11 protein-coding genes are annotated in these 13,035 nt (G+C 63.9%); 5 read left to right on the top strand and 6 right to left on the bottom strand.

Annotation, left to right across the window (positions count from 1 at the left end; translation table 11 throughout):
* Positions 1-7 precede the first annotated feature (7 nt).
* The 6 genes from ACO05N_RS15065 to ACO05N_RS15040 form a co-directional block, all read right to left on the bottom strand.
* Positions 8-1,066, bottom strand: a complete 1,059-nt coding sequence (locus tag ACO05N_RS15065; protein ID WP_422057860.1) for a FecR family protein — start codon at positions 1,064-1,066, stop codon at positions 8-10.
* Positions 1,063-1,590: an RNA polymerase sigma factor gene (locus ACO05N_RS15060; RefSeq protein WP_069319553.1), complete on the bottom strand. Its 528-nt coding sequence runs from the start codon at positions 1,588-1,590 to the stop codon at positions 1,063-1,065. The genes ACO05N_RS15065 and ACO05N_RS15060 overlap by 4 nt, the downstream gene beginning before the upstream one ends.
* Positions 1,591-1,826: 236 nt before the next feature.
* Positions 1,827-2,228 (bottom strand): MarR family winged helix-turn-helix transcriptional regulator, encoded by a 402-nt coding sequence (locus ACO05N_RS15055; protein WP_069319554.1) that lies wholly within the window; start codon positions 2,226-2,228, stop codon positions 1,827-1,829.
* A complete protein-coding gene (locus ACO05N_RS15050) occupies positions 2,200-3,114 on the bottom strand; it encodes a phytanoyl-CoA dioxygenase family protein (protein WP_422057859.1) in 915 nt (304 codons plus the stop codon). Before ACO05N_RS15050 ends, ACO05N_RS15055 begins: the two co-directional genes overlap by 29 nt.
* Positions 3,115-3,124: 10 nt before the next feature.
* Positions 3,125-3,748: an acyl-homoserine-lactone synthase gene (locus ACO05N_RS15045; protein WP_069319556.1), complete on the bottom strand. Its 624-nt coding sequence runs from the start codon at positions 3,746-3,748 to the stop codon at positions 3,125-3,127.
* A 77-nt stretch (positions 3,749-3,825) separates the two neighbouring features.
* The gene (locus ACO05N_RS15040) at positions 3,826-4,578 is read right to left on the bottom strand and encodes a helix-turn-helix transcriptional regulator (RefSeq protein ID WP_422057858.1); all 753 of its coding nucleotides are present in this window, start codon (positions 4,576-4,578) and stop codon (positions 3,826-3,828) included.
* 155 nt (positions 4,579-4,733) lie between these two features.
* On the opposite strand from ACO05N_RS15040, the gene ACO05N_RS15035 reads away from it, so the two are divergent.
* The 5 genes from ACO05N_RS15035 to ACO05N_RS15015 all read left to right on the top strand — a co-directional run bounded on the left by ACO05N_RS15035 (position 4,734) and on the right by ACO05N_RS15015 (position 13,033).
* Positions 4,734-5,645: a DUF7146 domain-containing protein gene (locus ACO05N_RS15035; protein ID WP_069319558.1), complete on the top strand. Its 912-nt coding sequence runs from the start codon at positions 4,734-4,736 to the stop codon at positions 5,643-5,645.
* 32 nt (positions 5,646-5,677) lie between these two features.
* A complete protein-coding gene (locus ACO05N_RS15030; RefSeq protein ID WP_422057857.1) occupies positions 5,678-7,705 on the top strand; it encodes a ParB/RepB/Spo0J family partition protein in 2,028 nt (675 codons plus the stop codon).
* A gap of 194 nt (positions 7,706-7,899) precedes the next feature.
* Complete coding sequence (locus ACO05N_RS15025; protein ID WP_069319560.1) at positions 7,900-8,145, top strand: type II toxin-antitoxin system VapB family antitoxin; 246 nt, start codon at positions 7,900-7,902, stop codon at positions 8,143-8,145.
* Entirely contained in the window at positions 8,145-8,549 is a 405-nt protein-coding gene (locus tag ACO05N_RS15020) for a type II toxin-antitoxin system VapC family toxin (protein WP_069319561.1), read from the top strand. The genes ACO05N_RS15025 and ACO05N_RS15020 overlap by 1 nt, the downstream gene beginning before the upstream one ends.
* Positions 8,550-8,722: 173 nt before the next feature.
* A complete protein-coding gene (locus ACO05N_RS15015; protein ID WP_422057856.1) occupies positions 8,723-13,033 on the top strand; it encodes a strawberry notch-like NTP hydrolase domain-containing protein in 4,311 nt (1,436 codons plus the stop codon).
* The last annotated feature ends 2 nt before the right edge of the window (positions 13,034-13,035 follow it).

The following is a 13,035-nucleotide window of genomic DNA, read 5'->3' as shown; positions in this document are numbered from 1 at the left end:
TTGCGACTTATCGACGCGACGCCAGGACGATCCGCGAAGGATCGCTGCGATCGATCTCGAGATCAAAGATCGTGGCGGCTCGCGTGGCCAGCACGATGCTGTCCTTAGGATCGAACCGTCCCGAGACCTTGAGGTTACCCAGCTCAGGATCGGCGAGCCAGATCGGAATGCGGGCCAAACGGTTCGCTTCGGCGACCAGATCGCCCAGTCGAGCAGCTTCGAATTCCCGAACGCCAGCATGATACTGGACTCTCGGCGCTGAAAACGCCGCGCCTCGCGAATCGACCGGCGAGGTGCCGCTGGAAACGCCCGCTGACAGCATATCGATCACGAGTGATTGGCCGGGCCGCAATCGCTCGACTACCGGCTTCGCACTGCGGATCGGGCGTTCGACGTCGATCAGGCCCTGGAGCAGGCGAACCGTCACCCGCTGCTGAGCGCCGATGCTCACGTCGAACACCGTGCCCCTGGCAGTTACCAGCGTGCCTCGCGCGTCAACGACGAAGGGCCGGACCTCGTGCGCGACCTGAAACCGTGCCTGTCCCTGGTCGAGCGTGAGTTCGCGCATGACGCCGAAGCGGGCACGCAACCGGCTTGCCGGGCCCAGCGTCACCACCGAGCCGTCAGCCAATCGCTCGATCCTGCTCTCGCCAGCGGCGGTCTGTAAATAGACCGCGGTTCCAGCTGACACCCGCTCAGCCACCTCAGGTGCCTGTTCAATGCCGATCAGCGCCGGGCCGCCGGCAAACCATGCGGTGAGCATTGCGAGCACCCCGACACTGGCGACCAGCACACCCCGCCTGAAGAACGAGGGCTGCCGCCCCTCCGCCTCGACCCCGTAGTTGAGGACTGGCGAGAACCGTTCGATCTCGAGAAACTTGCCCATGCTGAAAATCTCGGCTGCGCGGTTATAGGCGCTGCGATGCGGCGCCCCGTGTGCGAGCCACGCCTCGAAGGCGGGCCGGTGCGCCTCGGCATCGGGGCCGCGCATGCGAGCGAACCAAACTGCCGCTTCCTCGGTGAGCGAGCCGCGCCCCGGCCCGTCGGATCGTGCCTGATCAGTCATGGGCGGCCCAGTGCCTCGCCGATTTTCAGGATCGCCTGTGCAACATGCCATTCAGCGGTTCGTGTGCTGATCTCGAGATCAGCGGCGATATCCTTCATGCTCTGGCCCTCGACTCGATGCAGAAGGAAGACCTGTCGCGTGCGCGGCGGCAAGCTCTCCACGGCGCTACGATATTCTGCCTGCAACTGCGCTAGCTCGATCCCGTCGCATTGTTCAGCCCGCACATGCAGTTGGTTGCCATCCAGTTCGACAAGCTGCGGACGAACCGCGGCCCTGCGTTTGCGGTCGATGAGCAGATTGCGAATGATGCGCTTGAGATACGCCTCGGGATTTTGCAACGCGCTGAGCGAACCGCGGCGAGCGAGGCGGGCAAAGGCGTCCTGTACAAGGTCCTCGCCTTCGCCCCCACGCAGCCGCGTGCGCAGATAGCGGACGAGTTGAGGCGCCCGCTCACGATAGATCGCGGCGAGGCGGCGGTCATCCTCAGACGAAACGCCCAGGGCCGGCCCGACGGGATCGAGCATGGCCTCAGGCGCCGGCCGAGTTGCGAGGCACGTCGATACGTTCGACATGCGTGCGCGAAAAACACACGAGCACAGCATCCAAGGGATGCCGACAGGAGAGCCGATGCTTGCGGCGAACCTTCGCGGTTCAGCGCTCGTGATGCCTGGCGGAGATAATCCATGAAGCGGCCGCCGGCAGTTTCCGCTTCGTGCGTCAAGACTGCCTCAAGGAACTGCGCAGGGCAAGTCCGGCAGCCTCAGCGTGATCCGAACTGGATCAACAATGATCGAAGTTCCGCGCAACAAGCGTCGAGCAATGCGACGCCTTGTCCCGACAGGCACACTAGAATTCGACGGCCGTCATCCGGATCCGCCGATCGTTCGAGCATGCCGCGCGCGACCATCCGGTTGATTGTATTGAGCGCTGTACGGGGCGGCGCCGAACACGCCCCGCACAGGCTGGTCAATGAAATCGGCTGCCGGTCCGTCTGCATGTAGAGGTCGAACAGCATGTCGACTGCCGGGGCTGAAAACAGGTCCTGGCCAATGCGTCCGCCGATCGTCTGGTGCAACCGCAAGGTGAGCTTGGCGATCGCACGAAGCCCGTCCAGCCGCGCTGCGGTCTGCGCCTCATTTGCGCGGTGGAGCTGCGAAACCATGCTGCCCACCGTCAAACGGACCGGTATAATATTGCTCGATCAACGCTTCCTGCTCCGGTCGCAAGGCGTCCACTGCGCCTTTGGGAGTGACATCTTCGGAGAGCAGGTCAGAGGCACAGCGCCCCTCAAAGGTACCGAGATTTGGCCGGTGGGAGCGATAACCCGCCAGCTTCGCCAGCTCGCGAGGAAAGGTTCGTGCGATTTCGGGCGGATAAGCAAGCCAGGGCAGCTCGTAGGGTTTGAGCCAGCCAAGGCTGTAGCTCACGATCATGCCGCGCCGCGACTCCGTAGTGCGGTTGGCGCCACCCGCATGCAAGGTCGATCCGAGAAATAGCAGCGCGCTGCCCGGAGCCATCTCGGCGACGATTGCCTCGTTCGAATCGAGTACGATCTCATCCTGCCGCAGGTGGCTGCCAGGCCAGACGATCGTGGCGCCATTCTCGGCCGTATAGGGCGTAAACGGCCACATTACATTGACGAGATATTCGAGGCCGGGCTGGCGGACTGGCCACATGTCTTGATCGCGGTGCGGCGGCTGCTCGCGACCGCCAGGCATGATCTCGATCGCCTGAGTGAGGTTGAGTTGAATTACCTCGCATCCAGACAGCAGGATCTCCTCGGCGATCGACAGGATCAGGGGGTCTCGCACGAAGCTGTCCATCTCCGCCGAGCGGCCAAGGAGCCCGTGGAAACGCTTGGTCCATGGGCCGTAAAAGGGGCCAGAGGCGGCAGGCGTCGTCTCGAACGCGCCGGCCAGATCGCCGGCCAGGGTGTCGACCGCGCTGGTATCGACCGCATCCGGGATGATGCAATAGCCGTCGCGCCGTAGCGCGGCGGACCACGAAGCGACTGCTTCTGGCGAGAAGCGCTGCTGCTGTACCGTCATCGCGCCCGCCTCACGCAGCGAGCGACGCGGCAGCGCCGTTGCGGAGGCCGCTTGCGATATAGGTGCCAGCCTGCCGGAGGACATCGACCGTGCGGGGTTCGATATCGATCCGCAGCGCGCCAGTTGTCACCCCGTTGACGAGACGCGGCATCCCGAGCAACTCGCAATCCCAACCCATCGCCAGGATCTGCGAAAGCCAGCCTGAATCGGCGACACAAGTGAAAGCGGAGATGTGGTTGTCGAGCGCATAATCCACCGCCGCGCTGATCAAACGATTGCGCAAGCGCAGCCGCTCCGCGGCGCGCAGCCGTGGTGACAGGCAACCCCGCGTGATCTCGAGAATGTCAGGCCCCGTTGGAACTGGCGCATCGCACAATTCCGCGAACAGCGCGCCCAGCAGGTGTGGCCGGTCGGTCGGCAGCAGCCGGAATGACCCAAGGTGCGCAGCTTTGTCGTCGGTGCTTACAAGATAGATCGCGTCGCTGGTGTCAAACTGGTCGCGTTCGAACTCGCCTCGCACGACCGGCACATTCCATTTCAGCAGATCGACGAACACGTGTTTGCGCGCCCGGTGCATGTTGTCGAGAATGGGAGAGGCACCCAGCGCGCGGCTCCCTTTGATAATCTGGATCATGTTTAGCTCCCGCCATGTGGCGGCAGCTCAGTTCTAGGAGAGTGAGCAAAGCGGACACCCTCTGATCGGAGGGTTGCTCACCGGCGAAGCACTTCACTGAACGATATCTGGCCATCGAACAGCGCCCGGACGACCAAGTACGGGCGCTGGGCATGGCCATAGGCGCGGCGGGCATTTTCGACGTGCTCATGCGCGGTGGCCTGCGAGATGCCGAGCAGCTGAGCGATCTCGGGATCCGCCTTTCCGCGCGCAACGAGGACGATCGCGTCGCGCTGTCGATCGGTGAGAAGCGGGACATCGCCGCTCGGTTCTGCGGTCCGCCGCTCCGCCCGCAGGATGCGTCGCCCCGCTTCGAATGCGTAGCTGCTGGTCATGCTGGCCAAGGGCAATGCGCGACGCCCGAGATCGTCGAGCGAAGTGGTGCCAAATGAGCAAGTGCCGCGATATTCGCCGGGGACGTGAGCTGGGACGGTGAAGCCCTCGCCAAGGCCGTGCCGGCTTGCTGCTTGAAGAATGTCGTGGTCACGGCGGGTCAGGTCGATGAGCGAGCTGACTTCCGACCACAGAAAGCCAGTAGCGGTCCGCGTGCTGGCCCGATGGATCGGATCACTGGCATAGAAGCGTTCCGCCAGCGAGTGTTCGATCCAGTCTGAGGGATAGTTGCTGAGACGCAGCGCGTCCTCGGGTGAGCCGCGAAGATCGACATGGTGCCCCATCGCATACCATTTGAAGCCTAGGTCGTGCGTGGCGGCTTCGAGACGCTCTTGAAGCTGGCCACTGTCCTGGATGGAGAGAAACCGATTGATGTCTTCGTAAAACTTGCTGTGCATTGGACGGCCTCGTCGGTCGGGGGCAAACTACCTCCTCTCCAGTCCAGCCACGCATTCTAGCATATTCTGTGGCGGACTGAGAATGATAATCATTCAAATCGGGTCGTTTCGAAGCGGTAAATGGGAAGGGGGAGTGAGGTGGCGAGGAGCCACCTATGCCGATCGTCCGCACCATTCCCGAGCTTGAAGAAGCAGCCGCACGCATTCTGCACAGCCTTGGCGGCCGCTGGCGGCGGGGAGGGGCCATGTGTCACTGTCCCGCGCATGACGATCGCACGCCCAGCCTGTCGGTCCGTGTCGGCACCGTCAGTCTGCTCTTCAAATGCTTTGCCGGTTGCGAAACCGCTGATGTGATTCGCGAAATTCGGCAGCGCCGGCTTGCCGTTCCAGCGGATCGATCTCGCATGCGCGTCGAACCGGGCATTCCATCAGCTGGGTTCGCAGACCAAGCCCGCAAGATCTGGAACGAGTCCGCGCCGCTCGTCGGTACCCCGGCTGCCCTTTATCTCGCGGGCCGCACGCTCGACGCGAATTCATCGGCCTTGCGCTACCATGCTTCGACGCCCCTGGGCCGGAGACCGGCAGTTCGATTTCGGCCAGCCCTGATCGCCGCGGTGCGCCAGGATAGCTCGCTCGTGGCGGTGCAACGCTCGTTCATCCATCCCGCCGGGGCTGGACTGGCGACCGGCCTTGTCAGGCCGAAGCTGACACTGGGTCGGCCGCTCAGAGGTGCGGTGCAACTCGCACCAGCAGGTCCTGCGCTGGGTCTGGCGGAAGGTGTCGAATCCGCGCTGTCCGCCATTCGGCTGCTTGGCATCCCGGTGTGGGCGACGCTGGGCGGCGAGCGCCTGTCTCACATAGCCATTCCCGCGAGTGTTCGACGCCTGGTCCTTCTGCCCGATGCTGATCTCAGTGGCAGACGCGCCGAGCGCAAGGCCCGGGACGCCTACGCCAGATTGGATATCGTGATTGAGACAATCTGGCCCTGGTTTGGCCAGAAGGACTGGAACGATGCACTTGTGATGGAAGGGGAGAGGGAGGCGGGGCCGGTGCGGCATGCGGTCTGAAGGTCAGGCCGTCCGCACTGGAGTTCGAATTCATGACCAACATCATCTTCGTCAAGGCGGCCAACTGCGCCAAATCGCCATCCAATGTGCGCAAGTCGTCCGACCCGGTGGCCGATGCCCAACTGGCAGCCAATATCGCCGCGAATGGCCTGATCCAGAACCTGGTGGCCCTGCCGGTGGCGCGGAAGAAAGGCCATTACCGCATTCTTGCTGGAGGGCGCCGACTCGACGGCGTCCACGCAAATATGACGGCGGGCATCTTCCCCGCCGACTACGAGATTCCCGTCCTGGTGCTGAAGGACGCCAAGGACTCGATTGAGATCAGCTTCTCCGAGAATTTCTTCAATCTCGAGATGAACCCCGCCGACGCCTGTCGCGCATTTCAGGATATCATCGACATCGAGAACAAGACGCCGGCCGATGTCGCCAAGCGCTTTGGACTAACTGAACGCTTCGTCCGGGGTCGCCTCCGCCTCGCGAGTCTCGCAGAACCTGTGTTCGAGGCACTGCGTGATGGGTCCATCACCCTCGATGTCGCGATTGCGTACGCCAGCACTTCAGACACGGCGCGGCAGGCCAGCGTGTTCGAGCGTCTTGGCGCCGGCTATCACGCCACCAACGTCCACGAAATCCGCCGCATGCTGGTGGACGGTGGCTATAAGGGCAGTGATCCCAAGGCGCTGCTGGTCGGCCGGGAAGCGTATGAAGCTGCCGGCGGCCGCATCGATGGCGATCTGTTCACTGACGCGGCGAGCGAGATCTGGCTCGATGGCGAGCTTGTCGATCGTCTCGCTGAAGAGCGGTTGCAGACTGCCGCTGCCGCACTGCGCGAACGCGAGGGCTTTGCCGAAGTTCGAGTCGTCCCTGCGCTCCACGTCCCTTATATGGCGACCTGCGGGCTTGGCCGCATTCATGGCGAACCCGTACCGCTCAGCGAGGACTCAGCGGCGCGCAAGTCGGAAATTGAAACGGAGCTGAGCGAGATCGAGGCCGCCGCCGAGGAAGCCGATGAATATTCCGACGTACAGACCGAGCGGATCGAGGCGCTCGAAAGCGAGCTCGAGGCGATCGGCGATACCGGTGAGGTCATCAGCGACGAACAGCGTGCCGCGGCGATCGCCTATGTCGTGATCGGCGCTGATGGCCAGCCCCGCATCCATGAGCAGCTCTATGTCGAGCCGGCGCCGGAGGCCGATGCCGATGCGGAGGTCGGTGAAACTGGTGAGGGCGACAGCGAAGCCGACGACGACACGGACGACACCGTCCAGGTCAAATTCAGCCAGCGGCTGAGCGATGAGCTGGCGATGATGAAGACCGAGCTGCTTGCCGTCCACGTCGCGAACGATCCGCATTTCGCGCTCGACCTCGGCACCTTTATCATGGTCGATAGTGCCACGCGGCTTACCAGCTATCACGGCATGCCGAGCGAGCTCCGCGCGAATGCGCCGAGCCCGCGGGTGCATGGCTTCGAGAGCGGCACGCCCGCGGCGGAGGCCTGGGCCAAGCTCGACGAAGGACTCAACCGGTCGTGGATCAGCCACAAGGAAGTCGAGGATCGCTACGATGCCTTTTGCGAACTCGACCAGGGGGCGCGAGCCGCTTGGTTGGGCTGGGCAGTGGCGCGCACGCTGCACGCGGTGCCTGATGGAATGACCGGAAGCTCGTTCGTCGTTCACCTTGGCCGGAAGCTGGGGATCGATGTCGCGGCATGGTGGCGTCCGACGGCGCGCAACTTCTTCGACCGGATCACCAAGCCAGGGATTCTGAAGCTGTTCGAGGAGATTGGTGGCGTCGAACTAAAGAGCCGTTACGCGTCCTCGCGCAAGTTCGATCTGGCGGCATCCGCCGAGAAGCTGTTCGCCGGCCAAATTATCGCCGAAGCGGACATCAAGGCGCGCGCGCTCGCCTGGCTGCCTGCGGCGATGCGGTTCGATAATGGCGAAATGGGCGTGGCACAGGCGGAGGAAGCGGTGATCGCCGACGCGCCAACCGTCGAGGCGAGCGAGCAGGACGAAGGGGCCATGGGCGCGGAGCCGGACACGCTGGCGCAGGCGGCCTGAACTTGGTGAACCTTACCAGGGCCGGGTGCTCGCCCGGCCCTGGCATCTGCAACACCGCTCGAAATCATCGTTATAGCGCGCCAATTGATCGCGCGCTTGCCGGTCCAGACATTGTGGCAGGCACCCCTGTTTTCCTTGCAAGGTGGGATTGCGATATCTACATTTTGATAGTTAGAAATCTACACGAGGTGGAAATGGCGATCAACGTCAACAATGCTGAGGCTGATGCGCTCACACGCAAGTTCGCTGATATCGCCGGTGTGGGGATTACCGATGCCATCGTCATCGCGATGAGAGAGGCGATCCAGCGTCGACGCCAGGAGGAAACGCCTCGCGAGACGGCAGCGCGCCTTCTGCAAAAACATGGCGTCGGGCCAACCGGGGTCGCTAAGAAGCCGCTTTCCCGCAAGGTGTTTGACGAGATGTGGGACGAGCGCTGATGTACTTAGACGCCTGCGCGATCATCGCGATTCTCTCGGATGAAAGGAAAGCGCAGCGCATCTCCGATGCGATTGCAAAGGCTAGTAGTGCGCTCACCTCGCCGATCGCCATCCTGGAGGCTGCAATCGGCCTGGCTCGACCGGACAAACTCAATACATCAGTAGAGAAAGCCGGGGAGGTCATTCTCGAGTTTCTGGATGAGCGTGGGATTGAGCTGAGGGACATGCCCGCTGCTGCCGAAACGACGCGGCTGGCGCTGTACGCGGCCCATCGATTTAGTGCTGGCCGCTCTGGTCTCAATCTGGGCGACTGCCTCCACTATGCCTGCGCCAAATTCTATCGCGTTCCCATCCTCGCGACAGATGATGAGTTTCGTCAGACCGATCTCGAGACCGTTCCCTAGGATCAATCGCCCTGAAGTGATTTAGGCCGCCACGTCACGCTACGCTACGCCTCGCCCGGCCCCGGTGAGCCCCTGCATCATATCAGTCAGGCATGCCGACCTGCCCCGCGAAAGGGGAGTGGGGAGCGAATTGCTGAAGGCAGCAGCCTTCATCATCGCTCTGGAGGCACTTCATGTCCTATCCGCTCTTCGCCGCCATCGATCCCGATATCGATGCACGATACGATCCCATCGACAAGAAGGCTCGCCTGCTCGACGCGGCGGCGCGGTTGCTCGCCGAACGTCTCGTCGAGCACCGGTCCCTTTCACGCCGTTCGCTGACCCGGCTGATGACCGAGCGCTTCGGTGTGAGCGATGCGTCCGGGGCGTGGAGTTTGCGCGACGCTTATGACGCGCTCGAGCTGGCGCAGGTGCGGGCGCTGCTTCGCGACCGGGATGGTTTGCCCGAGGATCCTTACGAGGCGCTTGCCTCCATTTTGGCTGGCTGCCTGGCACTTCCCACACAGAGCTATCGCAGTGAGCGGCAGGTCGAGCTGCAGCAATTTTCGACACCGATGCCGCTTGCCTGGCTGGCGGCGCGTGCCGCCCTGATCGGATCATCCGACACGGTGCTCGAACCATCGGCGGGGACAGGAATGCTCGCGGTTCACGCTCGGTGCGCGGGTGCTGGCCTGATCCTGAACGAACGCGACCCGCTGCGTGCCGCACTCATCGAGCAGGTATTCGATGAACCGGTCACCACGCACGACGCCGAGCTCGTCGACGATTTGCTCGGTATGGAGGCGCGACCCACCGTCGTCCTCATCAACCCACCCTTCGCCCGCAGCGAGGGACGCGGCCGTGACCGCCACGCAGGCGCGCGGCACCTGAGGTCCGCGCTTGCGCGCCTGGCCCCGGGCGGACGATGCGTCGCGATCATGTCTCCGGCCTTCGCGCATGATGGCACCGCGGCCAGCAGCTATGACGCTGTTGCGAGCCTTGTGCCGCCGCGCGCCGAGATCACCATCACGGGTCAGCCCTATGCCAAGCACGGCACGTCGATCTCGGTCAGGCTGTGTGTCTTCGACAAAGGCTGGCAGGGCGTGGCCGAGCGGGCGACGGTTAATGCACTCGACAAGGCGCTGGATCTGGTACTCGCGCTTCCGGCTCGTCTCCATCCCGGCGATCCGCCCGCGCCCGCGCCGCCTGCCATGCGGCTCAGCGCTCCTACGCCGCGTTCGACAGGGCTGTTCGCCTCCCTGAGCCGCAGCAGTGTCGCGAGGCCGATCGCACCTGCGCCGATTCAGAGCGAGCCGCAGCTGCTTGACTATGAGGTCCTCGGTGCACCTGCACCGGCCGGCGAACAGATCGGCATCTATGTGCCGTGGCGCCTCGCACGAATGACGATCCCCGGCGCAGCGCCGCATCCCGACCAGCTCGTGGAATCCGTGGCCATGTCTTCGATTTTACCGCCTGAACCGAGTTACCGACCGCTGCTTCCACCACGAGCGGTTGCGGCGCTCTCGGATGCCCAGCTCGAGACAGTCGTCTATGCGGGCCAGGCTTTCGAGCGCGATCTGGCCGGACGGCATCAGCCCAATGACGCAGGCACGCTGCTGTCGGCGAACGAGACCGGCCGTGCCTATCGCATGGGCTTCATGCTCGGCGACGGGACCGGCGTGGGCAAGGGGCAGCAGGTCGCCGCCTGTATTCTCGATCGCTGGTGCCGCGGCCACCGGCGCGCCGTCTGGATCTCGAAGAGCAGTGCGCTGATCGAGGACGCGCGACGCGACTGGGCGGCGCTTGGCGGGTTGCCGATCGACATCCAGCCGCTGGATGCATTCCCGTTCGGGGGGGCGGTGACCATGCAGAGCGGCATCCTGTTCCTGACCTATGCGACGCTCCGGTCCCAGCGCGACGATGCGAGGGCGCGGCTGCATCAGGTCGTCGAGTGGCTTGGCAAGGACTTCGAGGGCGTGATCGCGTTCGACGAGGCGCATGAACTCGCCAATGCCGCCGGAACCGAGACCCGTCGCGGGACCCAGAAGGGCTCCGAGCAGGGCCTCGCCGGCGTGCGCCTGCAGAATTTGCTGCCGCGTGCATGCGTCCTCTACATCTCGGCGACTGGCGCAACCGATCCCGCCAACCTGTGCTACGCCACGCGCCTCGGCCTGTGGGGGCAGGGCACGGCCTTCGAGAGTCGCGACGCGTTTATGGCGGCAATCGCCAGCGGCGGGATCGCGGCAATGGAGATCGTGGCGCGCGATCTCAAGGCGCTTGGGCTCTACACGGCGCGGGCACTCACGTTCCAGGGCGTGGAATACAACCCACTCGAACATCCGCTCTCGTCGGATCAGATCGCCGTCTACGATGCCTATGCCGACGCCTGGAGCGTGATCCACCGTCACCTCGACGCTGTGCTCGAAGCGACCAACATCGTCGATCGGATGAGCGGCAAGGCCTTGAACGGGCAGGCCAAGGGCGCCGCACTGTCACGTTTCGAGAGCGCTAAGCAGCGCTTCTTTGGCCAGGTGCTCCTCGCGATGAAGCTGCCGACGCTGCTGCACGCGATTGAGCGGCATCGCGAGGCGGGCCAGCATGTGATCGTCCAGCTGGTGACGACCGCCGAGGCGATGCTTGATCGCCGGCTTGCCGGCCTCGACGCCGACGAGCGCGCGATGCTCGATATCGAGCTCTCCCCCCGCGAATATATGATCGATTATCTGAAGACTGCCTTCCCGACTCGCATGCTGCGGGTGTTCACGGGCACTGATGGCGAACCCCGCTCGGAACTGATGTGCGATGACGCCGGAAACCCCGTTCATTCGCAGGAAGCGATCCGCGCCCGCGATGACCTGATCGAACGATTGTGCGCGATGCCGGCGATTCCATGCGCGCTCGACGCGATCATCCGCCATTTTGGTCCCGACGATGTCGCCGAGGTCACCGGCCGCACCCAGCGCTTGCTCACGGATGCCGGTGGCCGACAGCGGGTTGAGCGCCGCAGCCCGCGATCCAATCTTGGCGAAGCCGACGCCTTCATGTCCGGCCGCAAGCAGGTGCTGATATTCTCGGACGCCGGAGGTACCGGCCGCAGCTATCATGCCGACCGTAATTGCGCGTCGGCTAACCGTCGCCGCGTCCATTTCCTGCTTGAGCCCGGCTGGCGCGCATCGAGCGCAATACAGGGGCTCGGACGATCACACCGAACCAATCAGGCCAGCGCCCCGATTTTTCGGCCGGTGACAACCGATTGCCGCGGCGAGCGGCGCTTCATCAGCACGATCGCGCGCCGGCTCGACAGCCTGGGTGCCCTGACCCGCGGTCAGCGCCAGACGGGTGGGCAGAACCTTTTCGATCCGGCGGACAATCTGGAAAGCGACTATGCGCGCGACGCGCTGACGCAGTGGTATCATCTGCTTCACCGCGGCAAGCTGATGAGCACCAGCCTTGCCGAATTCGTCGAGATGACTGGCCTCAAGCTGGTGGAAAGTGAGGGTGGCGCGCTGCTCGATAATCTTCCGCCGATCCAGCGCTGGTTGAACCGTCTGCTGGCGCTCCGAATCAACACGCAGAACGCCATTTTTGAGGAATATCTGGCGCTAATCGAAGCGCGCATCGACGCCGCGCGGGAAGCGGGGACGTTCGATGTCGGTGTCGAGACCATCATCGCCGAGCGGGTCTCCGTCCTCGAAGAGCAGTTGTTGCGGCGCGACCCCGTGACCGGCGCTGAGACCAAGCTGTGCCGGCTCGAGCTTCATCAACGCCGGCGCGCAACGCCGCTCAAGCGAGTCCTTGCCGAGTGCGCGGGCATCGCCAGCATTGCATATCTGCGCAACGAGCGCTCGGGTCGAGTGGCGCTACGCGTGCCGTCCTGGTCGATCCTTGACGACGAGGGGCGGTCAATCCCGGTCTGGCGCCTGGTGAGGCCGAACGGAAGCGAGCGCGTCAGGGATGAACGGCTTGCCGAGTCAAGCTGGCAGGAGGTTGGGGAGGACTTGGCGCAGCAGCTATGGCAGCGCGAATGCGAGGAGATCGTCGCGCATCTGGACGTGCAGACGATCAATATCGCGACCGGACTGCTGCTCCCGGTCTGGAACCGTCTGCCCGATGACGATGTAAGGGTCTGGCGCATTTCCGATATGCAGGGCGCGGCCATTATCGGTCGCATCGTGACGCCCGCTGGGTTCGAGAAGCTGGCGGCAGCCTTTGGCGTGTCGATGGCGATCAAGCTGTCCCCGGCGGAGATCGTCGCCGCCGGCCAGAACCGCGAAGGCGTTGCGATACCTGGCTTGGAACTCGCGCGGCTCGCACGCTCCCATGTGAATGACGATGTGCGATTGGAGATCAGGGACTTTCCGCCCGAGCGCCGGGAATGGCTCAAGTCGCTCGGATGCTTCACCGAGATCATCGCCTACAAGACACGGCTGTTCGTGCCGGCGCAGCGCGCGGAGGCGATCGTTACCGCCATCATGGATGCGCATCCAGCAGTTGGGGCCGCATGATT

It is taken from the genome of Sphingomonas sp. (genome assembly GCF_965227385.1).
GTDB lineage: Bacteria > Pseudomonadota > Alphaproteobacteria > Sphingomonadales > Sphingomonadaceae > Sphingomonas.
Note: the sequence above shows the minus strand (reverse complement) of the source record. Positions and strands in the feature narration are given on the sequence as shown.